The 22,325-nt window shown below is 48.3% G+C and carries 36 protein-coding genes and 2 tRNA genes; 15 read left to right on the top strand and 23 right to left on the bottom strand.

Annotated features, from left to right (window positions below):
- Positions 1-74: 74 nt before the first annotated feature.
- The 9 genes from RGU72_RS05300 to RGU72_RS05260 form a co-directional block, all read right to left on the bottom strand.
- Positions 75-365, bottom strand: a complete 291-nt coding sequence (locus tag RGU72_RS05300) for a hypothetical protein (protein ID WP_322118735.1) — start codon at positions 363-365, stop codon at positions 75-77.
- 103 nt (positions 366-468) lie between these two features.
- The gene (locus tag RGU72_RS05295; RefSeq protein WP_322118734.1) at positions 469-1,047 is read right to left on the bottom strand and encodes a phage tail protein; all 579 of its coding nucleotides are present in this window, start codon (positions 1,045-1,047) and stop codon (positions 469-471) included.
- Positions 1,048-1,175: 128 nt separating this feature from the next.
- Positions 1,176-1,694 (bottom strand): hypothetical protein, encoded by a 519-nt coding sequence (locus RGU72_RS05290; RefSeq protein ID WP_322118733.1) that lies wholly within the window; start codon positions 1,692-1,694, stop codon positions 1,176-1,178.
- Positions 1,695-1,717: 23 nt separating this feature from the next.
- A complete protein-coding gene (locus RGU72_RS05285) occupies positions 1,718-2,494 on the bottom strand; it encodes a hypothetical protein (RefSeq protein WP_322118732.1) in 777 nt (258 codons plus the stop codon).
- A gap of 2 nt (positions 2,495-2,496) precedes the next feature.
- Complete coding sequence (locus RGU72_RS05280; RefSeq protein WP_322118731.1) at positions 2,497-3,282, bottom strand: hypothetical protein; 786 nt, start codon at positions 3,280-3,282, stop codon at positions 2,497-2,499.
- Complete coding sequence (locus RGU72_RS05275; RefSeq protein WP_322118730.1) at positions 3,282-3,593, bottom strand: hypothetical protein; 312 nt, start codon at positions 3,591-3,593, stop codon at positions 3,282-3,284. The genes RGU72_RS05280 and RGU72_RS05275 overlap by 1 nt, the downstream gene beginning before the upstream one ends.
- Entirely contained in the window at positions 3,590-4,027 is a 438-nt protein-coding gene (locus RGU72_RS05270; protein ID WP_322118729.1) for a hypothetical protein, read from the bottom strand. Before RGU72_RS05270 ends, RGU72_RS05275 begins: the two co-directional genes overlap by 4 nt.
- Positions 4,024-4,503 carry a YmfL family putative regulatory protein gene (locus RGU72_RS05265; RefSeq protein WP_322118728.1) on the bottom strand — a complete coding sequence of 160 codons (480 nt, stop codon included), beginning with the start codon at positions 4,501-4,503 and terminating at the stop codon, positions 4,024-4,026. The genes RGU72_RS05270 and RGU72_RS05265 overlap by 4 nt, the downstream gene beginning before the upstream one ends.
- Before the next feature lie 26 nt (positions 4,504-4,529).
- A complete protein-coding gene (locus RGU72_RS05260; protein ID WP_322118727.1) occupies positions 4,530-4,742 on the bottom strand; it encodes a Cro/CI family transcriptional regulator in 213 nt (70 codons plus the stop codon).
- Between the two features lie 97 nt (positions 4,743-4,839).
- Here RGU72_RS05260 and RGU72_RS05255 point away from each other — a divergent pair, with 97 nt between their 5' ends.
- The 15 genes from RGU72_RS05255 to RGU72_RS05185 all read left to right on the top strand — a co-directional run bounded on the left by RGU72_RS05255 (position 4,840) and on the right by RGU72_RS05185 (position 12,689).
- Positions 4,840-5,289: a helix-turn-helix transcriptional regulator gene (locus RGU72_RS05255; RefSeq protein ID WP_322118726.1), complete on the top strand. Its 450-nt coding sequence runs from the start codon at positions 4,840-4,842 to the stop codon at positions 5,287-5,289.
- Positions 5,290-5,752: 463 nt separating this feature from the next.
- Positions 5,753-5,887, top strand: coding sequence for a hypothetical protein (locus tag RGU72_RS05250; protein WP_322118725.1), 135 nt, complete (start codon positions 5,753-5,755; stop codon positions 5,885-5,887).
- Between the two features lie 31 nt (positions 5,888-5,918).
- Complete coding sequence (locus tag RGU72_RS05245; RefSeq protein ID WP_322118724.1) at positions 5,919-6,575, top strand: hypothetical protein; 657 nt, start codon at positions 5,919-5,921, stop codon at positions 6,573-6,575.
- 175 nt (positions 6,576-6,750) lie between these two features.
- Entirely contained in the window at positions 6,751-7,374 is a 624-nt protein-coding gene (locus tag RGU72_RS05240; RefSeq protein WP_322118723.1) for a hypothetical protein, read from the top strand.
- Between the two features lie 52 nt (positions 7,375-7,426).
- Entirely contained in the window at positions 7,427-7,570 is a 144-nt protein-coding gene (locus RGU72_RS05235) for a hypothetical protein (protein ID WP_322118722.1), read from the top strand.
- Between the two features lie 118 nt (positions 7,571-7,688).
- A complete protein-coding gene (locus tag RGU72_RS05230) occupies positions 7,689-7,877 on the top strand; it encodes a hypothetical protein (protein WP_322118721.1) in 189 nt (62 codons plus the stop codon).
- Between the two features lie 20 nt (positions 7,878-7,897).
- Positions 7,898-8,245, top strand: a complete 348-nt coding sequence (locus RGU72_RS05225) for a hypothetical protein (RefSeq protein ID WP_322118720.1) — start codon at positions 7,898-7,900, stop codon at positions 8,243-8,245.
- Entirely contained in the window at positions 8,245-9,090 is an 846-nt protein-coding gene (locus RGU72_RS05220; protein WP_322118719.1) for a DUF2303 family protein, read from the top strand. The genes RGU72_RS05225 and RGU72_RS05220 overlap by 1 nt, the downstream gene beginning before the upstream one ends.
- Positions 9,087-9,284, top strand: coding sequence for a hypothetical protein (locus tag RGU72_RS05215; RefSeq protein WP_322118718.1), 198 nt, complete (start codon positions 9,087-9,089; stop codon positions 9,282-9,284). The genes RGU72_RS05220 and RGU72_RS05215 overlap by 4 nt, the downstream gene beginning before the upstream one ends.
- Positions 9,281-9,505, top strand: a complete 225-nt coding sequence (locus RGU72_RS05210) for a hypothetical protein (RefSeq protein ID WP_322118717.1) — start codon at positions 9,281-9,283, stop codon at positions 9,503-9,505. The genes RGU72_RS05215 and RGU72_RS05210 overlap by 4 nt, the downstream gene beginning before the upstream one ends.
- Positions 9,502-9,981 (top strand): hypothetical protein, encoded by a 480-nt coding sequence (locus tag RGU72_RS05205; protein WP_322118716.1) that lies wholly within the window; start codon positions 9,502-9,504, stop codon positions 9,979-9,981. Before RGU72_RS05210 ends, RGU72_RS05205 begins: the two co-directional genes overlap by 4 nt.
- Before the next feature lie 33 nt (positions 9,982-10,014).
- The gene (locus RGU72_RS05200; RefSeq protein ID WP_322118715.1) at positions 10,015-10,629 is read left to right on the top strand and encodes a DUF1566 domain-containing protein; all 615 of its coding nucleotides are present in this window, start codon (positions 10,015-10,017) and stop codon (positions 10,627-10,629) included.
- A 49-nt stretch (positions 10,630-10,678) separates the two neighbouring features.
- Positions 10,679-11,029, top strand: a complete 351-nt coding sequence (locus tag RGU72_RS05195) for a four helix bundle protein (RefSeq protein ID WP_322118714.1) — start codon at positions 10,679-10,681, stop codon at positions 11,027-11,029.
- Complete coding sequence (locus RGU72_RS05190; RefSeq protein WP_322118713.1) at positions 10,999-12,420, top strand: RNA-directed DNA polymerase; 1,422 nt, start codon at positions 10,999-11,001, stop codon at positions 12,418-12,420. The genes RGU72_RS05195 and RGU72_RS05190 overlap by 31 nt, the downstream gene beginning before the upstream one ends.
- Positions 12,417-12,689, top strand: a complete 273-nt coding sequence (locus tag RGU72_RS05185) for a hypothetical protein (protein WP_322118712.1) — start codon at positions 12,417-12,419, stop codon at positions 12,687-12,689. The genes RGU72_RS05190 and RGU72_RS05185 overlap by 4 nt, the downstream gene beginning before the upstream one ends.
- A 2-nt stretch (positions 12,690-12,691) precedes the next feature.
- On the opposite strand, the gene RGU72_RS05180 is transcribed toward RGU72_RS05185, so the two are convergent.
- From RGU72_RS05180 to RGU72_RS05115, 14 genes are all read right to left on the bottom strand, one after another.
- Positions 12,692-13,714: a site-specific integrase gene (locus tag RGU72_RS05180; RefSeq protein ID WP_322118711.1), complete on the bottom strand. Its 1,023-nt coding sequence runs from the start codon at positions 13,712-13,714 to the stop codon at positions 12,692-12,694.
- A gap of 199 nt (positions 13,715-13,913) precedes the next feature.
- Positions 13,914-14,006, bottom strand: a tRNA-Leu gene (locus RGU72_RS05175).
- A 71-nt stretch (positions 14,007-14,077) separates the two neighbouring features.
- Positions 14,078-14,184, bottom strand: a tRNA-Cys gene (locus tag RGU72_RS05170).
- A 41-nt stretch (positions 14,185-14,225) separates the two neighbouring features.
- Positions 14,226-14,870: a hypothetical protein gene (locus RGU72_RS05165; RefSeq protein WP_322118710.1), complete on the bottom strand. Its 645-nt coding sequence runs from the start codon at positions 14,868-14,870 to the stop codon at positions 14,226-14,228.
- Between the two features lie 36 nt (positions 14,871-14,906).
- Positions 14,907-15,533: a guanylate kinase gene (locus RGU72_RS05160; protein WP_322118709.1), complete on the bottom strand. Its 627-nt coding sequence runs from the start codon at positions 15,531-15,533 to the stop codon at positions 14,907-14,909.
- Positions 15,530-16,258 carry a hypothetical protein gene (locus RGU72_RS05155; protein ID WP_322118708.1) on the bottom strand — a complete coding sequence of 243 codons (729 nt, stop codon included), beginning with the start codon at positions 16,256-16,258 and terminating at the stop codon, positions 15,530-15,532. Before RGU72_RS05155 ends, RGU72_RS05160 begins: the two co-directional genes overlap by 4 nt.
- Positions 16,251-16,445, bottom strand: coding sequence for a hypothetical protein (locus RGU72_RS05150; RefSeq protein ID WP_322118707.1), 195 nt, complete (start codon positions 16,443-16,445; stop codon positions 16,251-16,253). The genes RGU72_RS05155 and RGU72_RS05150 overlap by 8 nt, the downstream gene beginning before the upstream one ends.
- Before the next feature lie 28 nt (positions 16,446-16,473).
- Positions 16,474-17,877 (bottom strand): hypothetical protein, encoded by a 1,404-nt coding sequence (locus tag RGU72_RS05145; protein ID WP_322118706.1) that lies wholly within the window; start codon positions 17,875-17,877, stop codon positions 16,474-16,476.
- Complete coding sequence (locus RGU72_RS05140; RefSeq protein WP_322118705.1) at positions 17,874-18,527, bottom strand: hypothetical protein; 654 nt, start codon at positions 18,525-18,527, stop codon at positions 17,874-17,876. The genes RGU72_RS05145 and RGU72_RS05140 overlap by 4 nt, the downstream gene beginning before the upstream one ends.
- A gap of 12 nt (positions 18,528-18,539) precedes the next feature.
- Complete coding sequence (locus tag RGU72_RS05135; RefSeq protein WP_322118704.1) at positions 18,540-19,010, bottom strand: hypothetical protein; 471 nt, start codon at positions 19,008-19,010, stop codon at positions 18,540-18,542.
- 94 nt (positions 19,011-19,104) lie between these two features.
- Positions 19,105-20,178: a hypothetical protein gene (locus RGU72_RS05130; RefSeq protein WP_322118703.1), complete on the bottom strand. Its 1,074-nt coding sequence runs from the start codon at positions 20,176-20,178 to the stop codon at positions 19,105-19,107.
- A 1-nt stretch (position 20,179) separates the two neighbouring features.
- The gene (locus RGU72_RS05125) at positions 20,180-20,338 is read right to left on the bottom strand and encodes a hypothetical protein (protein ID WP_322118702.1); all 159 of its coding nucleotides are present in this window, start codon (positions 20,336-20,338) and stop codon (positions 20,180-20,182) included.
- Entirely contained in the window at positions 20,338-21,792 is a 1,455-nt protein-coding gene (locus tag RGU72_RS05120) for a DnaB-like helicase C-terminal domain-containing protein (protein ID WP_322118701.1), read from the bottom strand. Before RGU72_RS05120 ends, RGU72_RS05125 begins: the two co-directional genes overlap by 1 nt.
- Positions 21,789-22,289: a hypothetical protein gene (locus RGU72_RS05115; RefSeq protein ID WP_322118700.1), complete on the bottom strand. Its 501-nt coding sequence runs from the start codon at positions 22,287-22,289 to the stop codon at positions 21,789-21,791. Before RGU72_RS05115 ends, RGU72_RS05120 begins: the two co-directional genes overlap by 4 nt.
- Positions 22,290-22,325 lie beyond the last annotated feature (36 nt).

Here is a 22,325-nt window from a genome sequence, read left to right as displayed (position 1 = left end):
AAGAGCATCAAGCGCGGCCTTGAGTCTGTCGTCTCGCCCCATCAATTCAGATTTAAACGCGCCAACCATTTGCATCAGTTCTGGTTCGAGCTGCGCGACGTTGATGAGCTGGCCTTTTTTTCAGCCAGGGTGAACTGCTTTAACTCGCGGTCAACCCGCTCACTGAGAACGCGCTCACGTACAAGATCAAGGCCATCCTCACTGCGATGGCCTGATGCTTGTGCGCGTAACTTGCGGATGTATTCGACGCGGATGACATCAAGCGTTGTTTGTTTCCAATCGATGCCAGACTGGTTTAGGAATTTACTGACTTCGACTTGAGATATGTCTAGATGGTGTGCGATCTGTTGTTGAGTAACGCTCATTTATAGCCCCCTAGCAATTCAGCTAACTAGACGAAACTCGGGGTCTTCGCACCCGCTCTGTGTTGTCTCTGGAAAGTACCTTGGAAATTCTTGGCGGCGATGCTTAGCGCATTAGGTACTTGATCTGCTGCGCTAGGATCGATGGGAACTTGTCATCGACCAAGCGTTGCAATGAGTCCTGCACTGCCTTGTTTGCCATGCCATCCGGTATGCTTGGTCCGAACAGTTCTTTGATCGGCAGGCCGCTCCATGTGGTGCGGCCATTCTTTACGATCTTCTTGTGTGCGTTGCCTGTGCGCGTGTACACGCCCTTATGCCCGCTCGGCATCGTGGCGATGAACGCACCACTGATTACCTTACGCCCATTGAGCACGCTTACTGATACACCTTTAGAAGTTTCACGTGCGCTGTACCTGATCAGCGGTATCGGCCTGCCAGATGCAACACACCTAGCAGTAAGGTTGCCACTGGTTGCGTTGAACGTTGCCAGCCCCTTCTTGATGTCAGACACCTTCAGGTTATAGCCAGCGTCACGTATCTGGCGTGATACGTCTGTCTTCACTTGCGCGATGACTTTGTTCAAAGCACGCACAGTCGCTTTCTGACGCACGTCGGCTTCTACCCGCTGCATGTCTCTTAATACGCTATCGATATTGCTTTTAACGTCAATCTTGATAGCCATAAAGCGCCCATAAAAAAGCCCCAGTCGCATTACACGACCGGGGCAAAGTGCAATAGCACACAAGGAGACAAAACCAAAAAAGCAATGCAAAAAGCCCCGAAGACTGATTCAGTCATTCAGGGCTTTATTCAGGTTATTTCGCTTCCTAGAGGCGCAACCGTCCCCAAAGGGACGGCTAATGCCTCTAGGCGCGGAACACACCGTGCGTGCAAGTTGTAATGCCGAATTCTAGCAGGAACTTCCAAACTATCAAGCACCAAAGTCAAATTATTTATCGCTCTGCCAAGCACAATGCGTATAGAACTGTCGTTTATATGCAACTTTGATTTAATAAAATGGTTCGGATATCCAAAAACGTACTTAAACCGCAATATCTGCTTTTGGTCAAAATGAATTAACGTGCGCCAGGCAAATTCCACCAGCCAGCCATCAAGCTCATCCACGTGAGCGTGATAAAGCTCCGAACTTGGCTCAGTGATCTGCAAAGCCACAGCCAAAGCCTCCTCACGCTTATTTCTGCAAGCCACGTAGGATGCCGCCCAATCACAGCAGCATCCACCGCCCGCACCATGCTTCGTACGAACGGTACTAGCCCAATTTGCCATTCTGTTTTCAAAACTTGTTGCTGCGCATGGGCTCTCAAGCATTCTTAAACTCCAAAATAAATTGATCAATGCAAAGACTCATTGCTGCTGCGTAGCGCTTGATTCATGTCTGGTCGCGCCTTGTAGCCCATCACAACCTGCGCACTCTCAAGCGATACCAATGGCACTGTCTGGTCGCCCGCTTTCCACCGCTCAATGATGCGTTTAGCCCAGCGCAAATGATCAAAGCCAGGCTCTTTTGTGAAACTGTTCTGGACTTCACGTGCCGCCTGCACAACCTCTGGCGACGCCACAGCCGGAACATACTCAACACGCAAAGCAATGTCCGGTATTGGCTCCCAAACACCAAGCGCCGACTGATAAGCCAGCACCGATTCCCAGCGTGATTTGATCTGTCCATGCGTCAGCATTTTCAAGTCATACGACATCGACACCGCAGCCCAGTACAACGCCAAACTGCTCCACGAACCCACCTCGCCACGCTCACGCGCTGCCAGCCCGGCTATCGCCTCGTGGTACGCAGACAAAGGGTCAAGCGACCGCCTGCAGGCTTTTAAAAACTCCGTGATCGACGGTGGATGAATGCAAACGCGGCGGCATTCCTTGATGCCAAACTTCACCTCATCCATCGTGATCCGCTCATCCTCCAACGCTTCAACCCAACTCTCACGCCAATTTTGCAGCGATTGCGCATCCGGAAAAAGTTCACGCCAACGCTTCGGATAAGCCCCATCTAAGCGGTTGTAAAGATGATCGATCGGTGTAATTCCCAGTGCCGGATGCACCTCAAACCAAGGCGACACTGGCGCAGTGCTGATCCTGTTTTTAATCTCGGCTGTCATAGCTATTTTCGGTTTTGATTGACGTACGCGGTGGCATTAAATTTCTGCGCTCCCGAAGGCGAGGCACGTGCTTGCGGCACCGTTGCGCCCGTGGCATTGATGCCCGCTGATTCCCCTGCCCATCGCTCGATAATGGCGATGACATAACCCGCATTGATCGTCTCAGAAGGCTTCGATTGCTTGGCAGTTGCGCAAGCAGAATCGATAATCTCTGGCGTGATGGCCTGCTCTGCCAGCTTGATCAAGCGAGGGTCTGCTGGCTGCGACTTCACTCCGTTTTTCCTGAAAGCAATGCTCAAATCCGCAGCGCTTACCCCGCGTGCCTTTGGCTCATCCGATGCCGTTACCTCTTTTTTTTCCGAAGGCTCCGGGGTTACACGGGGTTTCTGCTCTGCTCTGTTCTGTTCTGTTCTGTTCTGTTCTGTTCTGTTCTGGGGCGTTACTGTAACGTTACATGATGTTTCATCTTGTTTTTTGCCCTCTTTTTCCTTCGCCCGACTCCTGCGAACCCGCTCTGCGCTTGAGTCTGACTTAAATTGACGCCTGTCCCAATTGAGTATTTCCCAATCCTCGTTAACAAAGCCTTTACGCATAAACAGCACTTTCGTTTGCGCAAGGTCGTCGTCACTTATTCGCAATGCAAATGCGATCTCATCATCATGTAACGTTACCAGAGCGTTACTGCAACGGAGGCAAAACAACATGATTAAACGCCGTTGCATTGACTCGCTCATACTCTGCACTTTAGCGTCAGCAGCAAACTCGCCATACAACCGGAACCAATCCATCAAACACCCCCAACAGAACGCACAAACACCCCGCTACCCGACCGCAAGAACGCCACCGCCGCATCCGTCAACGAGTACATGCCCCGCTGCTTCTCAAGCAAGCCAAAACGGAATAAGACCACGCACACGTTATGCACATGCATCAAGTCACGCAAACAATCAGGGAAGGTATTTAAAAGAGAAATGCCATAGGCGCGATACCCACGACACAGAAACAATTTAGTCAAAATCCGGTACTTAATATCATCATGCGGCAACACCAATTTAGACTTAGGCCGACCACGTGACGCCGTATAACAAAACGATGTCATGACACCACCTTGCCACTAGGCAGCTTGCGAGTACCACCCATCAGCGACGGTATCTGCTGATGATCAAACGCACCATCGCGCACCAACGTTGGCGTAAACAGCCTTGCCAAGTCCAATGGCTTCTGAGGGCTTGGCAAGCGTGGTGGCGCGATCTGGCCCACATACTTTTGCGGTAATGGCAAATACGTGCCATCGATGTCAGCCGCGTACTCTTTGCCCTTGAGCGTGGCAGTCAGGCTATCCCCATGCAGCTCCGCAAAACTAAAGCCATCGAGTACATTAGCGATCTTTTCTTTGAACGTGATGACGCGAGAATACTCAGCACCGACGACTTCCATCAACACTGATATTTTTGCGGTACCGCCCAAATCAACCAAGCGGCAAATCACCTTGCATGCAGCAGACCCTGCACGCGGCCCGGTGTGGCGGCTCATACCTGCTCACCCTCAGCCATCGTTTTACGCTTCGTCTCATGGCAGTAGACTCTGAAGGTCAACGCACGTAATTCGTCCATCGTTTTATGAATCTTGTCGACCAAGGCATTAAAGCGCTCTTTCTCTCGCGGATTAATGGAGCCGTTCTTTGTGTCCTCGCGGTATTCCTGCGACAACATGCCTAGTTCTTCGTACAGCTCATGAAACTTGACACCAATCTCTTCATTGCTAATGTGCTCGACCGATGGCAGCTTAGAAAACGTCCCTCCGCTCAAAGCACAAACCGCATCTGCGAAGAAAGTAGTCTCAGTAAAAGACTGCATCAGCATGGCAGTCTGCACCCCAACATCTTGTCCCTTACGCTCATAAATACGATTTTCCAGCGAATCACGCGACATACCCAGCGCACCGCACATCGCATCCCAGCCGCCAGGAAACGCCTTGATCATTCTTAAATATGCTTGACGTAGATTCACTACTTCCCCCGTTTGTTGTGGTTTTTTTACTGGACAACCGGCGATAGACTGCAGTTGTCGCTCGGCTGAGTTGTTGAAAAGAGGTCTGGATATTTCAGCTCTAAGTACATCCGGCGAGCTTTTGGGATGCCCGTTTTTTTCCAGTCAGAAACTGAGGGCGGAGAGATATCAAATATCTTAGCTACAGCAGATGTACCGCCTAGCTTATCAATGATCTTAGAGTCGAGTAGATTTTCCATTGCTGAATTTTAGGTGTTCCTAATTTTAAACGCAAGAGAAAGTTTAGGCACACCTTAATTGTTTTGATCTACGATTACGGAAACTTAGGAAAAGCTAATGAGCTGGAATCAAAGACTTACTATCGCGAGAACAAATGCGCAAATCAAAAAATCTGATTTTGCGAAACGCGTGGGCGTGTCCGCTGCAACCGTGACAGATTGGGAAGCGGGAGATATCAAAAAGCTAGATGCGGAAAAGATGATCCGCATCTGCCAAATTTTAGGCGTGTCCGCAGAATGGCTAGTCACTGGTCGTGAATTAAAAACAATCAACCCTTATCACGCATTGGATGTTGAGACCATCCATGTAGTTCAGGTCATGCAGAATATGACCGAATACCAGCGCCACTTAGCCGCGCAGATCGTAGATTCCATTGCTCAACCAATGCCATCCTCCCAGCTTATCGAGCAAATAAAAGAGGTTGACGACTTTATCCAAGAATCTGATACCGCAGCAATCGACGTCGTCAATGCAGCGTCACCACGTCACAAGAACAAGTCCCAGTAGGAAATTTCTGCACCAACAAAGCTGCTTTCGCCAGCAACCAAATTTGCGCCGGTTCATCCATTCCATCAAATAATTTAATAAGCTCTTGATGCGTCGTCTTCATTGCAGATTCCTTTTGATGTAAAAAGTTTATTAAAACAGTTCACATATGTAACTAATTTGTAAATGTAGTGTATATTTTTGTATGTTTTATCCGAATTACAAATCACGCCCTCCACTAAAAATAGCGGCAGATTACATTGAGCCACCTTACTCATCAACTTTGCGCGGTATTTCTGCTTTGCGTAGTCGTAACGACAAGCGCCGACGCCAAGCTTGCTCGCAGCGCCAAAACTAAACAACAGTTCCAACACTCGCACCCATGCCCATCAACAGGCAAAAAAAAGGGTGCATGCCCAGGCTATGTCAAAGACCACGTAATTGCACTCGCTTGCGGTGGTCCAGACACGCCAGAAAATATGCAATGGCAGACTATGTCAAAGACCACGTAATTGCACTCGCTTGCGGTGGTCCAGACACGCCAGAAAATATGCAATGGCAGACTATAGAAGAAGGAAAAGCAAAGGATAAGTGGGAGCGCAAAGGCTGTAAACAATAGGTTTTGATATTCAACTAAAGAGGAATGGAAAATGGATTTTTTAAGAAAAGCTGGTACTGGTATTTTCGGAGTATTGACACTATTCAGCTTAAAAGTGATTTTGGATGGTCAATTATTTCTTGGCATTACTGAAGTAATCGTATTTGGCGCGCTCGGGATCTGGTGCTTTATTCCTCTTGCTAAAAAAATAAAGCTAGAAAAACAACAAGAAGCGCTGATGATTCAAGATATTCAAATGAAGCGGGATCAACAGCTATTTAAAATCAAGAATGGCGAACTTCCAGTTGTCAGTGTCAAGTCCGTGATATTGCGATCTGGCGAAACAGCTCACCTCTCAAGCCGAGGCGCGATTTTGATGGAAGAGCAAGTGACCGGTTATGAAGCTGGTACCACCTCAGTGAGAGTCAATATAGCCAAAGGCGTAACCGTAGGAAAAGCGGGTACTAAAGCCAAAGCAGTAAAAGGATATGTCGGCGTCTCAAAAGGCGAATTTGCCCTGACCAGCGGAAGAGTTGTGTTTGCTGGTGAAATAAAGAGCTTCGAGATTCCCTACTCAAAACTAACCAGCTTTTTCACAATCGAAGACGGCATTACATTCCACGTCGGGTCAAAATCTCACATGGTTTGTCTACCAAGGCCCGATGTGCCGTTTGCAAGCCTACTTTTAGAAAAGCTAACACAAGCCTGACCAAGAATACAGTGATGTTAAAAAGCACCTTAGGTGCTTTTTTTCGTCTAAGTCTAAGGTAAATCTAAAATAAATTTTTCACAATCGACCTAATTTAAGGTGTTCCTAATTTATTTCTTGACTTTGAATTTAGGTACACCTAATATTGGCTTTGTCACTAACCGACGGAGCCAACATGCAAACCATCCAACCCAAAGCAGCAGCTTTACTGATATCAACAACCCAACCCCAACTAGAAAGAATCCCAAGGGGCCTCATCGGCAACGGTCCACCATCACTACAAAAACCAGCCACGATCAAACCATTTGGCGACCTTCCCCGCATCGGCAAATACTGGCATGGTCACGGCGGCGTCTACACCGGCATCATGCGCGGTGAAAAAGGCTTGCCTGACTACCACCTCATCACCGCCGTTGACCCACTCGCCATCGTCTCTGATATCGCCTGGGCAGATGGCTACGACAAACAACACGGCGCATGCAGTGACGTCGATGGCATCGCCAACACCCTCTACCTCTGCGCATCCGCGATCAATCACCCCGCCGCGCAATGGGCAAGCAAATTATGCATAGATGGTCTATCCGACTTCTATCTACCCGCCCGCCACGAAGCACGCTTGATGTACATCAACCTGCCAGGCCTGTTTGACTTAGATGACTGGTACTGGACATCAACGCAGCTCGCTGTCAACGCCGGTTGCGCATGGGTGCAGGGTTTCGGCAACGGCTACCAGAGCCACTATCGCAAGTCGAATGAGTACAGTGCCCGGGCAGTCCGCAGAATCTTAATCATTGAGTAATTTAATCATTCGTCTGGCACCGCCAGACTCGACTTTTTTTTGGAGTACTCGCATGAAAAACAATTTATTCGAATTCCCTTGGATCGTCTTATTAGCGTTATTTGCCGCATTTATGGCGGGCTACGTCGTCGCCGACGACAAACGCATAGCTGCCGAAGACAACGCAGCACAAACGCAGAAAGTCGCCCAAAAATGAACCGCTACAGCGCCAAATTGAGCATAGCAACAGAGATTTACAGAATCGAACGCAAGTTCGGCAAATCACGCCTGCACGCTGTGCAATCCGCACTGCAAGCGATCATCGCACGATAACCATGGCACGCATCCAACCCGACCGCGCCGCACTGGAAATCGCTTATAACAATTTGCCGATTGCCAAGCCGTTGGATGCCGCCTTAAAAGACCCGATTTTAAAAAGAATTATTGAAAACCGCGCCCGCATCCACATGCGCCAGCGCGACCGATTTGATCTTAAAAAAATGCAAGCCAACGACAACGATTAACAACCAACAGGAGTAAAACCATGTCACACAAAGCATTTGCAGTCGTGCTGCAAGACCTTCGGGATGGAAGAGTCCATGCCGAATTTACCAAGCTCTTTGGCGAACTAGTCGCCCAGGTAAAAGAAACCGGCAAAGGCGGTGAGATCAGCTTAAAACTCAAGATCAAACCTGCTACGCGCGGCGCAGACGTTGACAAAATCACGATCGCCGACGTGATAACGATCACGCAGCCCAAGCCAGAGCGGGGCGAGGATATTTACTGGCTCACCGACGACGGCGATCTGTCCCGCAATCATCCGCGTCAAGGCAATCTCGAATTGCGCGACGCCACACCAACCGCACCAGCTCAATTTAAAGAGGCTAAATAATGACTGAAATACTCACCAGAACAACTGCCGATCAATTACATATCAGCGCAGATACGATTGACCGGATTACAGAGCTAGCGCATGCCTCCGTAGCAATACAAACTTATGCTGGAACAGATCATCTGATCGTGCCAGACGGCTACAAGCATATCGATATTACTGATGTAGTTGAGCGCGCACAACAAGCGCCAAATCGCAAAAAAGGGACCGCGCATCTATCGGATATAGACAGCTTTATTCAGTACGTCAAAGACCAAAATATGAGCCATCTTGGCTACATCTATGCAGATCCCGAAGCCTGCACGCTGACCGCTGTTTTTAATGACTATCGAGAAAGTGCATCAACCGGCTGGCGCGACCATCGTGCTGTATTCAAAGCTGAAAAATCACGTGAATTTTTAATTTGGCTTAACAGTAATAAAGAGCCAAAAGAGCAAGAAGCATTCGCTGTCTTTTTAGAAGACAACATTGCCGATATTGCCGAACCATCGGGCGAGACATTGCTCAGTATTGCCCTGACTCTACAAGCTAAAACAGATGTCAATTTTAGCAGCAGCCGCCGCTTAGATAACGGACAAGTGCAACTAGCATACACAGAAAATATTGACGCTCGCGCAGGCAACGGCAACATCGACATACCGCGTGAATTCTCTATCGGCGTGCGCCTATTCAAAAACGGTAGTGGCTACAAATTACGCGCGCGACTCAAGTACCGCTTAGGTGGCGGCAAGGTCAAATTTTGGTATGAATTAGACCGCGCAGATAACGCCATTGAAGACGCTTTCAAGGACTACATCACCAAAGCGGCAGACTCAGGCTACACGGTACTTCTCGGCAAGCCATGATTCCAATTGATTTAAAAACGGGCGACAAAGTGGCATTCCGGTGCCACATTTTTGGCGAAGTCACCGGCACGATTCACCAGCTCATGCGCTGCCTGACCAACGGTCAGCAACATGCCATCGTACAAGTGACATTGTCGGGCGAAGCTGAAATGGATTGCTGCGAACCACTAATCAACTTGAGGAAATTAGCATGAGTCAGACCAAGAAGGGATCACTACTAGAAGCCATCATCAATGTGCTGATCGGCTACACCATCAACATGCTCGCCAACTTTTTTATTTTCCCTATTTTTGGCTGGCAAATATCGCTTCAACAAAACCTGATCTTAGGTGTGTTCTACACAGCGATATCGATCACCCGGTCTTACGTGATTCGCCGTTGGTTTAATCGTGCAATCCACAAGGCAACGTCATGAGCAAACGAGCAAAACAAAAACGGTGCAGCCCATATCGCCAACGCACGATAGACCCCATGGGAGGCTTGCGCACACTCACGGACAAACAGCCCATGAGCCAAAATCAATTGACTGATCTTGGCCTTGGCTACTGGCTCGCCTTCGACAATATGCTGTTCCACGACAGCACAGAGTACGACTGGAACATTGTCACAGGCAGCTTAAATATCGGCGTAGTGATGTGCGAAGAAGGCGTCAACGAAGAAGCCATCGATGTATTCAAGCGCGCCCTAGACGCCTCATTCGCCGCCCGCCTACGCGGCGAACGCACAGGCGCATGGCGCTACGCAGGTGCAGACATCGACACCATCCGCAACGCACTGCAAATACACGACCAGCAATGCGCATCAGTCACACAAGGCCGCATGGTCAAAGTGATTTATGAAGTACGGGACCGCGTAGACCAAGGTTTGGTCTACGCAGAGCCAACCAAGTAGTTTTTTATACCTAAAAATTAAAAGACGAATGAAATGTTAAAACTCAACGAAGTACCAACAACACCGGGAACACCATTACAAGGCGGCTATTACGTAGGCCGCTTTATGCTGAAGGGAGATTTATACGCACTGATCGTTAGTCCAAAGAAAGAGGGTGGTTTTGTTGATGTTTGGAGTAATAAACCAAGCGATGGCAAAGATGGTAGTGACGCATCTAGCTACAACGACGGTAGATCAAATACGTTGGCAATGGCCGTTGCTCATAGCAATTTAGCGAAAAATATATTACGTATGAATGCCGGTGGTTTCCAAGATTGGCATCTGCCAAGCCGTGATGAATTAGAGCTGTGTTACCGCTATCTGAAGCCCAGCAATTACACCGACAATATGTTCCGCGCTGGCGACAATCCGAGCAGTGTACCCCCAGGCTATCCATACACAGAACAATCACCAACCCAAACTGTCGCAAACGAATTTAAAGAAGGCGGCACAGAGGCATTTGATACTACTTGGCACTGGAGTTCTACGCAGGGCGCTGGCAACGCCGTTTACGCATGGGTGCAGTATTTCGACGACGGCAGCCAGCTCAACCGTCACAAGTCGGTTGAGTACAGTGCCCGGGCAGTCCGCAGAGAATCAGTAATTTAATCATTCAATAATTTAGCGCGCAGCGCTTAAAATTTTTTAAAGATTCAGCATGGCCATTCATACAGATTTACCGATCTACAAATCATCTTACGAGTTATTGCAAGCGGCAAGCTTATTGGTCAAGAATTTCCCACGCTCCGTCAAAGGATCGATAGGTGAGGCAATTCAAGATGCATGCGTTCGCATCGTTTTATTAGTTGCAAAAGCAAATGCAGCACGCAACAAATTAGCGCATTTAGATGAAATGTTAGAGCGCGTAATGGAAGCAGAACTGTTGATCAGACTAGCCAAGGATATGAAATTTATTTCCATCAGCCAGTATGCATCATCAGTCCTGCTCACCGACGCCATCGGCAAGCAAGCCAATGGATGGCGCAAAGCATCGTCGCCAGCAGCATGATGACTAAGGCCATCTTGACAGTGCGAAATTTTATCTGGTCGTGCCGCTACGCCAAGAGCGTACCGCCAAGCGCATCGCAGACACCACTGGTGGCGTACCAGCAGGTCTGGCGCAGTTCTCTTGCTGATCGGTTTAGCCTTCGGCAAGATGACATAAATAGCACGTACCGACGCAGAACGCTGACAACGCCGATTACGCATGGATGCAGAATTTCAACAACGGCAACCAGAACAACAATCACAAGTCGAATGAGTACAGTGCCCGGGCAGTCCGCAGATCAAACCGATGTAAATCATGCTGAATTTTCTTTTGAAGACCTAGTGCAGGCGTACCACGATTGTCGCCAGCACAAACGCAACACGCCAACCGCACTCGCTTTTGAGCAGAACCTAGAAAGGAATCTAATTAGCCTTTATGCTGATCTGATCGACGGCAGCTATACGCCAGGCAAATCAATATGCTTCGTCGTCACCAAGCCCAAAGCGCGTGAAGTATGGGCCGCCGATTTTAGAGACCGTATCGCGCATCACCTTTTATATAACAAAGTAGCACCGCGTTTTTACGCCGCTTTCATCCACGACAGTTGCGCCTGTATCCCTGGGCGCGGCACGCTGTATGCAGCCAATAGACTTGCCGCCAAAATCCGCAGCGCATCACAAAATTGGTCACGCCCAACGTACTATTTAAAGTGCGATCTGGCTAATTTTTTTGTCAGTATCGATAAACAAGTGCTGCAAGACCAACTTGCCAAACGCATTACAGAGCCATTCTGGATCAAGTTGGCCAGCACCATACTTTGGCACGATCCACGCCAACACTACGATTTGCGCGGCGCACGCGCACTGATGTCACGCGTACCGGCGCACAAACGATTAACCAACCAGCCTGCGCACTTAGGGCTACCCATCGGCAACCTATCCAGCCAGTTTTTTGCCAACGTTTATTTAGATGCGCTAGACCAATTCTGCAAACATCAGATCAAAGCGAAGCACTATATCCGCTACGTCGATGACTTCATTATCTTGCACGACTCAACCGATTTTTTGAACGATGCATTAGAAAAAATAAGCACATGGCTACCAGCAAAACTAGGCGCACGACTTAACACCAGCAAGACCATATTGCAACCTGTAGCGCGTGGCGTTGACTTCGTAGGCCACGTCATCAAGCCATTTCACACAACAACTCGCAGACGTACCGTGGGCGAAGCACTTCGACAAATGCAGCAAGCCAAAGAGCAGGATTTTCACACCAAAGCGAACAGTTATTTTGGGCTATTACGCCAATCATCCAGTAGTCATCACGACCGTGCATTGCTTGCCAGATTAGCGCTTTGCCGTGGGTTTAGTGTTGATCGGGACCTGACAAAAACATTTAGGAAAACATCATGAGCGAATCTGATTTAATCGAGAAATTAGCAGCAGCGGTTGCTCAACATATCAAACCATCAATCCCATTAAATATTGATTTATGGGACATAGCAACCATTGCTCAATTTTTCAAACGAAATGAGTCAGTAGTGCGTGAGCGCATTGCATGCAAACCTGATTTTCCAGCAGCAATCCGCTTGCCGACAGAAACTGGGAAGCGTGGCCATCCACTTTACAAAGCCACAGAAGTAATTAAGTGGGCAGAGAAGCACCAGGAACGAAGAGCATGACATTAATCGAGTCTTGCTGCCATATCAGCAGCAGACTCGTTGTAATACACCTGCAATTGCCTCAAATCCCTATGCCCGACCATCCGCGCTAAGTCGAGAACATTAAGCTTCTTGGCTAGGCGCGTAATTGCTTCATGACGACTGTCATGGAACGTCAAATCATCAATCAAGCATCTCATCCTTGCTTTTCTAAACAATGTACTGAGGCTGTCAGATCCCAAAGTAAAAATTGGGTCAAGCGGATTTTCTGGCTCCGGCAAAAATGAGAGTAGTTGCACAGCGCGTTTTGAAAGCGGCACATCACGCTTAGTACCGTTCTTTGTCATGGGCAAGTGCGCTACTTGGCCATCGATGTGGTTGGCCAGCAGACCGCAGATCTCACCGGCGCGCATAGCCGTCTCAATGGCAAATAAAAATGCCACAGCTACTGCTTGATTTTTAGTTTGCACCAGCTGCTCATCAAAACCGCAGGTCAAACAAAGACGCTCAATCTCATCATCTGACACACGACGATCTCTGGCCGCAGATTCTTTGGGGCGACGCACGTCCGTCGTCGGACTGCTGGCGATCCAACCCCACTCTTTGCGCGCAGTGGATAAAACATGGGATAAGAGATTCATTTCACGATTCACGGTCGACCCGCTAACAGGTTTGCCCGTAGACTTGCTAATCGTGGCCAAACGCGTATCGCGCCAACGCCCTACTACATCCGCACTCAGATCAATCAACAAGACGTCTCCGAGGCGTTCAGAGTCAAATCTGACATCGACCATCGCCGCAAGTCGCAAAGCCTCCCAGCGATAGCCACGCTTTGATTTAGATACCTCCAGCTCATAACGCCGACAAGCGTCTTCAAACGTCTTACCTGCCACGATGCCGGTGGTCGCTTGTGATCGCAGCTCAGTTTCGCGCTCCGATGCCCACGCGGTTGCTTGTGATTTAGTTGACCAGGTACGAGAGTCCCGGACACCTTTAATCGCAATTTGCGCTCGCCAACCACCAGCAGTTTTTGTAAATGACGCCATCGTACTATCCCGACAATATAATCAATCGACGAATAATAGAGGTACGCGGGGAATTTGTGGGGAAATTTCGGGGAATGAATAACAGAAAATAGTGTTTTAATGCGGGTATTTGCGGTTTTACCCAAACATTAAAAAACCCCGCAGACCGTTGATTTATCTAGGTTTGCGGGGTTTTATGGTACTAAGTACCGAATACACTTGGTGCCCGAGGCCGGAATTGAACCGGCACGCCCGCTATTAACGAAGCGGCGGATTTTAAGTCCGATGTGTCTACCAATTTCACCACTCGGGCACGCTACTCAACGAGCAGCACTAGTGTGCTACTCATTAAAGCCGAACATACGTCAAACGACGTATTTATTCTGGAGGCGGGGAGCGGAATCGAACCGCTCTAAACGGCTTTGCAGGCCGTCGTTCCGCTATACAAATCAAGGACTTATAAGCCTATCCACTCTTTAATCCACCCCGTCTCGGCTAAACAGCCCGAAACAAAGAAACCGGAGTATATCAATCATCTTCGTAAAAAACAATCCATTGACTGTAAATTGGCCTCACCATCAATCATAATAAGATTGGCGTATCCAGCCTCAAGCTCACCCCAAACCAAACCAAAGCTATCAAAGACAACTGCGTCAAGCGAGAACAAGCCAACTGGCTTTGAGTCATTTTCTACCCAATACAAATATGGCGTTGCTATGTTACGCACTGCCGCTTTGAAAGCTTCTCTCGCCAGCGGAGTGAGAGTATTCTCTTTTTCTAGCTGTTGAAACTGCTTCCAAGTCAAAGACGCAACTTGCTTCGACGTTAAGCCAAGCTCTAGCGCGAACATGATCGCCGAGGCGTATGGTTGACCGGCGTGAGTAAGACCTCTGCGTAACTCACCGATTGTTAGCTGGATGGTTCGCTTTAGTTGAAAGTCGAGATATGGTGGCGGTGCGATCTGATTGCTAATGACCGCCTTTTTGGTTTCGCGTAATACAATTTCCACTGCTGTCTCAGCCTCGTCACGAAGACCTAAGTCCTTCATACGCCTAATAAAAGCGTGGAGTTGTACAACTGTGATTTTTTCGACCGACTGATGCCAGATCGGTGATTTTGATATCGGCGACACGCCGACGACACTACTTAAATTTCCTACATCCTTGAGCATTGGCATAATTTCCTCCAGCGCTCAAGGATAACATGACATCAGCTAAGCATGCGTAGCGCCGATTGCTAGAAGGTCTGCGGCGGCATTACAATTTTGAGCGTCGAAGCGAGATAGATACATATCGTACTCCGTTGCTTTTTCACGCCAGTGACTTTCTACTGTCATGATGATGTTAAGGCGGTCGGCGTAAGTCTTGCTGACTTTAGCGTAAGCGTCGGCAGAACTGCCTTTAGAAGCGACTTCTGCCATTTCTTTTGTAACGCGGTCCAAAAAGCGCTCAGCAATCACAGAGTTAGGATTGTCTACAAAAGCCTGTGTCAGCTTAATGCCTTCTTGCCCTGAAACCCATAAGCGAATCTGAGCCGCACCAATTGGTTCGCAGACGATAACGATATGATCACCTTGCGCGAATAAGCGATTTACCTCCATGACAGACATGCCGTACATGTGATCGCCAAAAGGCACAGCCTCAATAAACGCGCCTTGAGCCGCCAAACGCTTAAACTCAGACTTGCTGACAAAGTAGTAATCGACACCTTCCTTTTCGCCTGGTCGTGGCGAACGAGTTGTAGTTGATACACCCTTCAAACAGCCCCGCTCCGCCAACATGTTTTCGAGAGTGCTTTTACCGGCACAGGATGGTCCTGTGAGAGTCGTGATACGCTTCATACTTGAATCTCCTCTATGATGGTTAAATCGGTTGATTGAGTGTAATTAGGGCCGACGATGCCTAATGCCTTTGCTGTCTCTAAGCCTAAGCGGTTGACGTGGTTGTTGATCGTTGCCTCGATATCGATTTTTGCTGCGGTCGTCGCTCTTTCAAGCGCCTCTTGCCCCTGCTCTACAACGAAACCAACTGATCCTGGCAAATATGCCAATTCACGCTTTAGGTCTGCATGAATCTGACGAAGTTCGGCTTTTGGCAATTTACCCGACTCAATGAGTGCGCCAAGCTGTTCGCACTTCTCTACTGCTTTTGCCAACCGCTCTTTTGCAGAGCGCTCGATTTCGCGGCGAAGCATTTCATGCTTGGTTTCTACTTGTTCAATGCTTGGCACAATAGTGTGATTAACATGCTTAATCGTGCAGGGAATCCCATCGCCACGGTTTGGGTTCGTGATGAACTCAGCAAACTGAGAATGGCTCATTTCAACCTCAATTAGCTCTTCACGTCCGAAATACCAATCATTCGACAGATTGCGCTTATGTTCTGCCTTTTTGATTGTGATGGTGATGCGTTGACCATGCTTAATATCGGAGCCAAACAACGTAGAGTCGCCACCATTGACGATGCCCATGCCGATCATGCCAAAAGCGGGATGCTCGTACACTTCATGAGGATCACACTTTCCCATTGTTTCGTGTTTCAGCGTGGGTTTCTGACTGCTACGCATTTGAACGCTCCTTTACTGGTTGCGCCAGCTTGTTGGTGATCATAATAAGAAACTTTGTCATCGTGAACAGCGGCACTTCCATACCGTTCACATCAACTACCTGTACGATGGCGCCGCGATTGGTGTTAAAAAGTCGCTCTTGCCAGGGCATTGTAGCCTTCAGTGCATTTAATTCGTCTTCACTCATTGTCGTATTCCTGTATTTGTTAGAAAAATTACGCTGCTTTTTTCAAGATTGCGGCGCCCGTTTTTGCTGCGGCTTCGTTTTCGTAAGCGCGGCTCAAATTGTCGGCGACTGTTTTGTCGGTACGGTAGATGGGCTGAGAGAAGCGCGGCAAAAAAAGCGAGTGAAGGTGATTCGATTCGGATGGACGCATAATCATATTTGCAACGACCGGCATAATGCGACCGACCCAGTCGTCCGGGTTGGCGTCTACTTGATCACGCATTTTTTCGCCTTTGATTGAGACGTCAACCACTAAGCCACCGCATGCAGTTTTGCATGTCAGACTGCCAGCGCGTCCTTCGTTTTTACCGTTGTCCTTGCCTGGCACAATTGCTACGATTTCCAAGTCAGACTCGAACTCCAGCTTGAGCTTAATCTGCTCCTTACTTGTACCGTCTTTCCAGATAGCAGTCTTCTTCTTCAAGATCGTGCCTTCCTTGCCTTTTGCCAGCAATTCGCCATAATGCTTGTACGCGTCTTCCAGACTTTTCACGATACGCGTATCAATCACTTTGATGGACTTATTAGTGTTCCCGCGTAATTGGTCGATCAAGTTAGCCAAACGCATTTTGTACGGCGTAATGTATTTGCCCTTTGGTTTGACGCTCTCTAAGTTAATTTGATCCCACACCAAAAAGACCGGATATTCGCCCTCACCAAAATCGCCGCCTTTTAAGACGCTGGTCAAGATGCCATTACCGATTTCGCGTGGCAGTAATTCACTACCGCGATACACGATTAGCTCGCCATGTGATTGCGTTCCAGAAGGGAACGAAGACTGAACTGCCGCAGCCAGAGATTCGAACTTGTCCATCGGTAGCATGCTGCCAGCGCGACTGAAAATAAACACATTGCCGCCATGCTCATAGTTGACGTTCGTGAACATGCCATCAGCCTTCTCTTGACTGATTACGCCGCCTTCCCAATCCCATTCTTCAAACTTAGCGTCTTTTGGCAAAGAGCAACGCTGATAAGGAAAATCCGGCACCAATCCGGGCCAAACTTTATTGCAGGTCTCTTCTGAGAATCCAGCGCGCATGTCTTTGAGCATGATGCGCTTTAATAGCTCGGCTGACGCAACCGACAGGCGGTCTAGTTCATAGGCGACCGCCGCGAGCATCGCGCTGCCGGTCAGTGTGCGATTGCGCATCTGCGACAGGATGTTCCAGGTCTGCTCATTAAATAGCTCGCCGGTATCATGCAGAGCCGTGCGGTTGGGCACGGCACGAATGCCATAAGTTATTGTCGGGTCGTAGGTCGCCTGCAATACTTTCTTCAACGTGTCTGACGACTCAGCCGCTTTTAGCATCGCAATTTTGTCGTTTTTGCCCGACGTTGTGGCAATGCTATCAATTAACGCTAATACTTCATTCGTGTTCATGGTCAGTTTCATATATTCTCCAAAGTGGTAGTGGTTTTTGTTGCTGCGATACGGCGGGCATACTGCAAAGGTGATTCGCCAGGATTGATCGGCAGTCGAGTATTGGTACGTAAAGCTGGTTGCGACTCTGGCTGAGTAAAATTTGGCAAAGAGGCTGCTTTAATAGTTCTGTCGATGGGTGTATCGCCTGGCGATGGACCTGCACTTGCAAGCGTCTCTTGCATTGCCGCATTAATTGCTGCCGCGTAGCCCTGATCGCCGTCGAACTCTTTATCTTGTGCGGTTTGAGGCGCTTTGCTTGTCGTAGCTGCGAGAGTCGTCACCGGACGCGATACTGGCTTACTGACGCGTGGAATATTCTCTGCCGGTGTCAGGTTAGTGATGACCTGATGCTGAATAAACTGACGCGGAAAGTAGTACAGCGCAACGCCTTTAAGTTGCTCTTCCTGACGCATATTGATCGCCTGACAACGACCGCTTCGTATTTCATCTGGACAAGAGCCAAACAGCGAGTTCGGGCGGCTAGCTTCCGTCTCTGCGATCTTCCACAAACATGCCGCATAAGAAGGTTGATGCCCGACCTGATCACAGCCTTTTAGGTAGTAAGCGTTATCGCCTCCATGCGACGCAGAAGGTGGAAAGTTTTTTGTAGTTTCATTCATAGCTGCTCCTCTTTACCAACTGCCCCAATTGGCGTCGCGTGGTGGTTTAATTTCTTGGTTCAAACCTTCTTCAATAATTGGGTTCTCATCTTTTGTGCTATTCCAATTAAGTGTCCAATTTAGTAAGTATTTGAATGCTTTACCCGGCCCGTAATGTTTCAAATATGGCGTCGAGTCGTGTCCAAACTTTTTACCCAGTTCATTATGAATCGCAGGGATACCAATTCGATTAGCGTTGTATCTACCGCCATCTCGAATGCTGTTCTTTTTTATTAATGTCACTTGAAACGCATTACGCATTTCATTGTTTGTGCCGGACTCAATCTTTATTTGTCCATGTGTGCCAAGACCTTTATCGCCGACTGGCCCATAACGCTTAATTAATACCGCAGAGTTTTCGCCCTCTTTTTCAAACAAAACCATTTCATAAAATTTGGTGCCATGCGTGTGCAACATGTACACCGATTCTGTAATCATGAACATTTAGCCCTCGCTTAGTTTTCTCTATAAGTCACAGTATATTGACCAGATTCAGGCTTTAACAGTCAGTTATGACTTATTTTAAAGATAGCCGAAACTACCTTTTCTTTAACCGTAACCGCGTCGCCACGCCTGCATTAATTGTCTCGGCTTGCCAAAAAGCAGCACGAACAACCGAAGGCGCCACTTCGTTAGGATCTTTATCTTTTGGCAGAATTGCTACTCGCGCCGTCAGACCAAACTTATGCACAATCAGCGCCGCTTCTACCGCCGCATCAATCGCTTTGTCCTCGCCGTCCCACATGAATGTAACGAACTTTAAGCCTTGCTCTTTTAACGTCATGAGCTTGCCTAGCTGACTCTCGTTATCTCCATGCGACAAATGCTTACCGAAGCTTCCGACCGGCACTACGTCACGCAACTTCATATCGCCATCAAGCGCAATCTTGGTCGCTGCCACGTCAAACACACCTTCGCCGATTACTACATGCTCCGCACCGATGGCGTTTTGTCCGTTATAAAGCTGCGTTCCAGTTGACGAAAATCCAGGTGGAAATAAATACTTCTTCTCTGCGTCGCCGGCGATATCTCGCCCTTGAAAACTGACCAGATCGCCTTCTAAATCAAAGATAGGAATAATGATTCGCTTGGCATAGTCTTGAACCATGCTTTTGCCATCATCATTCCTGTATTTAAACTTTCCCTCATGCGAGTAACGCAATCCAAAATAGGACGCAATCGAGCTAGTAATGCCGCGATTCTCCAAATACTTCATATTGCGACCGTTATGTGGCAACGCGATCGATGCTGGCAAAGCAAGCTTATTTGTGTTCGATGTTGCGACCGACGTTACGCGTGGCGGTCTCCAACCTTGATCTTTTGCTGCCGCGAAGATATGGTTGACCGTATCTACATTCGACAAGCCAAGGTAGTTCTGAATGAACCCCCAACGACTAAATTTCTGCTCACAGACGAAGCAATTGCCTAAGCCCGACTCAAGACCAATGTAGACCTTCCACTTGGAGTTACCGCAGCAAGGGCACTCTTTTACGTTAGCCTGGCGACCGCTTGATCCGCGAGTGTGTTTGTAGTTCACGCCCTCACGGTCAAGCCAGTATTCCATGTCGAGAGAAGCAATCGCCTCATTGAGATCGCCTCTGTCAGAACGCATGCTAGTGACGCTTTTTAAAGCTAAGACCCGCCAACACGCCGAGCAAGGCTGGAATGCCCAAGCACAGCAAAAATACGAGAGCGGTGCCAACTCCGTCAGCGAATGCACGACCCACCATTAGGCTCAAGTAAGCCACCAATAAAACGCAGCTAATGTTCATTATTCGATCCTTAAAATAGAAGCTATAAATTTCATCTTGGCAAGTTCTTGCTTAATGAAAATCGTAATACCGCCCTCTTGGTTCCTTGACGCAGCAAAGTGCAGCCTGGCTTCGCCGTTAGCGCGCTCTTCTTCCGTCATGTTGATAGAAATCATGATGTCAACGGTGCGGACTTTGTTGTAGTCATCCGCGACGTGCGTGGCATTCAGTACAGTTGCTTTGGCGCCTTCACGATTACCCTGCGTTGCGGACAGCATCGCTACGTTTTCATCAAAAGCGATTGCCCGTAAATCCAGATATACGTTTTTGGAATTTTCAATCGTGTCCGTACTACGAAAGTTTGGCGCCATAATGTCTGCGTAATCCACTACGACCAAGTCGAACTTAATTGGATCGCGAGTTGAGCCGTCGGGCATCAGCGCCGGTGACTTGTAACGCTCGATTAGCTGACGCAGTTGGTTTGGCGTAAAAGTTCCTGATGGATACTCATGTACCTTAAATTTGCCTGAACGAGCGACCGCCGCTTCTACTTTCGAGCGCACTTCATGCATCTTTAAGCCAAGGTCTTTAATGGCAATATCGGTTATCGTTGCATCAAGACGCTCCGATAAAATCTCGGACGCAACCTCTAAGGTCGCATACAAGACGTTAAAACCTGACAATGCCGCCGCCTTTGCAAAGTTGATTAACGCGGTGGTCTTACCTGACTTGGCACCCCCTAAGATGATTGAGAGTTCTTTGCGACCCCAACCTCGGTGATACAACAAGTTATCAATCATGTTCTGTCCGGTTGTAATACCGGACGGCGGTAATATTCCTGCTGCCTTGTCTATCCGCTTGCGTGTACGCTCTTCGATTTTTTCAAAGTAGTCATACTCGTTACTATCTACGTTGACGCCTACTTCCGTAGCCATCTTGATTAATTGCTCAATCTTGGTGAAGCTCTTCTTTTCAAGAAGGTTCACGGACTGGTAGATGGCTTGCGAGACGGCCTGATGACGGGCAAATTCAGCAACTTGAGCCGCAACCCAATCACCGTTACTTAAATCTGCGCTGGCGCCAAACACCGACTTAAAAGCACTTAAAGCTAAAGGCTTTACGTCGGCGCGAATCACTTTTGCGGTCAAGTCTTCACTAAGCAACTGCTTGCCTGCAATCGCTGTCTGCGGAACTGTTCCCCACTTTTGATAGAAGCGCAAAGCCATGTTGACCATCGCTTGCACGCCAACATCTTCAAAGTATTCTGGCTTGATCAAGTGGCCAGCTTTACGCATAAAGTTCAGATCACGTAAAGTATGTGTGGCGACTTTGAGCTGAAAGTCAGCATCGAACTCGTATTTATCTGCTTCAAGTGTGACGCTCGGCGCACTGGCAGTTGGCGAAACTCCCGTAAAAGAGCCTGCAATCATGTCCGAGACAGCTTGTTCTGCAACTTCTAGGACATCTGTTGTCATTGCGCTGATTCCGACTTAGGTGTCAGTGCCGCAAATTCGCTGATGTCATGCTTGAATATGACGCGGTCAATTGGAGTAACATTAGACAAAAAATCTGCTGAAGCGATTGGCGCATTAATCGTGACGCTAAACTTATCAGAGTGCTTTACTCGTCCAACAATAATTTCTCCCGTCGATGCCTTTTCAATACGCACTGTGGCGTTGTTGATTTCAAGCGCTTTCAAAAACGCTTCATGACCCTTGAGCGGAACTTTGTTTGGCACTTTTGCCGGCGTGTAGCGCTTCACTGATTCTTTGGAATCGCCTTTCCAAACTGAATGCTCTAACGTCGCTGAGTTAGGGCGAACGCTGCCGAACGGAAGACTAATCGTTGTGCGATTACTTGATTCAGGTGCCGACTCATCTGTTGAGTTGGATACTGCCATTCGTCGCCCTTCTTCGATTTGCTCTTCCCGCAGACGTTTAGCTTGGACTTCGGATGATGAAACTGGGGTCATTTAATTTACCTCGATTTAGTTTGTGAATTAGAACAG

This window comes from Undibacterium sp. 5I1 (genome assembly GCF_034314085.1).
Classification (GTDB): domain Bacteria; phylum Pseudomonadota; class Gammaproteobacteria; order Burkholderiales; family Burkholderiaceae_D; genus Undibacterium.
This window is presented reverse-complemented; position numbering and strand designations above follow the sequence as displayed.

Coding starts and splice junctions, on each gene's coding strand:
- RGU72_RS05280 (WP_322118731.1), bottom strand. CDS start 3,282: ATGGATTGGTTCCGGTTGTATGGCGAGTTTGCTGCTGACGCTAAAGTG.
- RGU72_RS05120 (WP_322118701.1), bottom strand. CDS start 21,792: ATGACAACAGATGTCCTAGAAGTTGCAGAACAAGCTGTCTCGGACATG.
- RGU72_RS05205 (WP_322118716.1), top strand. CDS start 9,502: ATGAGCAAACGAGCAAAACAAAAACGGTGCAGCCCATATCGCCAACGC.
- RGU72_RS05115 (WP_322118700.1), bottom strand. CDS start 22,289: ATGACCCCAGTTTCATCATCCGAAGTCCAAGCTAAACGTCTGCGGGAA.
- RGU72_RS05215 (WP_322118718.1), top strand. CDS start 9,087: ATGATTCCAATTGATTTAAAAACGGGCGACAAAGTGGCATTCCGGTGC.
- RGU72_RS05245 (WP_322118724.1), top strand. CDS start 5,919: ATGGATTTTTTAAGAAAAGCTGGTACTGGTATTTTCGGAGTATTGACA.
- RGU72_RS05190 (WP_322118713.1), top strand. CDS start 10,999: ATGGCGCAAAGCATCGTCGCCAGCAGCATGATGACTAAGGCCATCTTG.
- RGU72_RS05200 (WP_322118715.1), top strand. CDS start 10,015: ATGTTAAAACTCAACGAAGTACCAACAACACCGGGAACACCATTACAA.
- RGU72_RS05145 (WP_322118706.1), bottom strand. CDS start 17,877: ATGAAACTGACCATGAACACGAATGAAGTATTAGCGTTAATTGATAGC.
- RGU72_RS05185 (WP_322118712.1), top strand. CDS start 12,417: ATGAGCGAATCTGATTTAATCGAGAAATTAGCAGCAGCGGTTGCTCAA.
- RGU72_RS05235 (WP_322118722.1), top strand. CDS start 7,427: ATGAAAAACAATTTATTCGAATTCCCTTGGATCGTCTTATTAGCGTTA.
- RGU72_RS05285 (WP_322118732.1), bottom strand. CDS start 2,494: ATGACAGCCGAGATTAAAAACAGGATCAGCACTGCGCCAGTGTCGCCT.
- RGU72_RS05295 (WP_322118734.1), bottom strand. CDS start 1,047: ATGGCTATCAAGATTGACGTTAAAAGCAATATCGATAGCGTATTAAGA.
- RGU72_RS05290 (WP_322118733.1), bottom strand. CDS start 1,694: ATGCTTGAGAGCCCATGCGCAGCAACAAGTTTTGAAAACAGAATGGCA.
- RGU72_RS05130 (WP_322118703.1), bottom strand. CDS start 20,178: ATGCGTTCTGACAGAGGCGATCTCAATGAGGCGATTGCTTCTCTCGAC.
- RGU72_RS05250 (WP_322118725.1), top strand. CDS start 5,753: ATGGCAGACTATGTCAAAGACCACGTAATTGCACTCGCTTGCGGTGGT.
- RGU72_RS05155 (WP_322118708.1), bottom strand. CDS start 16,258: ATGCGTAGCAGTCAGAAACCCACGCTGAAACACGAAACAATGGGAAAG.
- RGU72_RS05300 (WP_322118735.1), bottom strand. CDS start 365: ATGAGCGTTACTCAACAACAGATCGCACACCATCTAGACATATCTCAA.
- RGU72_RS05195 (WP_322118714.1), top strand. CDS start 10,679: ATGGCCATTCATACAGATTTACCGATCTACAAATCATCTTACGAGTTA.
- RGU72_RS05140 (WP_322118705.1), bottom strand. CDS start 18,527: ATGAATGAAACTACAAAAAACTTTCCACCTTCTGCGTCGCATGGAGGC.
- RGU72_RS05160 (WP_322118709.1), bottom strand. CDS start 15,533: ATGAAGCGTATCACGACTCTCACAGGACCATCCTGTGCCGGTAAAAGC.
- RGU72_RS05260 (WP_322118727.1), bottom strand. CDS start 4,742: ATGGAAAATCTACTCGACTCTAAGATCATTGATAAGCTAGGCGGTACA.
- RGU72_RS05135 (WP_322118704.1), bottom strand. CDS start 19,010: ATGTTCATGATTACAGAATCGGTGTACATGTTGCACACGCATGGCACC.
- RGU72_RS05275 (WP_322118730.1), bottom strand. CDS start 3,593: ATGACATCGTTTTGTTATACGGCGTCACGTGGTCGGCCTAAGTCTAAA.
- RGU72_RS05210 (WP_322118717.1), top strand. CDS start 9,281: ATGAGTCAGACCAAGAAGGGATCACTACTAGAAGCCATCATCAATGTG.
- RGU72_RS05150 (WP_322118707.1), bottom strand. CDS start 16,445: ATGAGTGAAGACGAATTAAATGCACTGAAGGCTACAATGCCCTGGCAA.
- RGU72_RS05270 (WP_322118729.1), bottom strand. CDS start 4,027: ATGAGCCGCCACACCGGGCCGCGTGCAGGGTCTGCTGCATGCAAGGTG.
- RGU72_RS05165 (WP_322118710.1), bottom strand. CDS start 14,870: ATGCCAATGCTCAAGGATGTAGGAAATTTAAGTAGTGTCGTCGGCGTG.
- RGU72_RS05180 (WP_322118711.1), bottom strand. CDS start 13,714: ATGGCGTCATTTACAAAAACTGCTGGTGGTTGGCGAGCGCAAATTGCG.
- RGU72_RS05240 (WP_322118723.1), top strand. CDS start 6,751: ATGCAAACCATCCAACCCAAAGCAGCAGCTTTACTGATATCAACAACC.
- RGU72_RS05125 (WP_322118702.1), bottom strand. CDS start 20,338: ATGAACATTAGCTGCGTTTTATTGGTGGCTTACTTGAGCCTAATGGTG.
- RGU72_RS05230 (WP_322118721.1), top strand. CDS start 7,689: ATGGCACGCATCCAACCCGACCGCGCCGCACTGGAAATCGCTTATAAC.
- RGU72_RS05225 (WP_322118720.1), top strand. CDS start 7,898: ATGTCACACAAAGCATTTGCAGTCGTGCTGCAAGACCTTCGGGATGGA.
- RGU72_RS05255 (WP_322118726.1), top strand. CDS start 4,840: ATGAGCTGGAATCAAAGACTTACTATCGCGAGAACAAATGCGCAAATC.
- RGU72_RS05220 (WP_322118719.1), top strand. CDS start 8,245: ATGACTGAAATACTCACCAGAACAACTGCCGATCAATTACATATCAGC.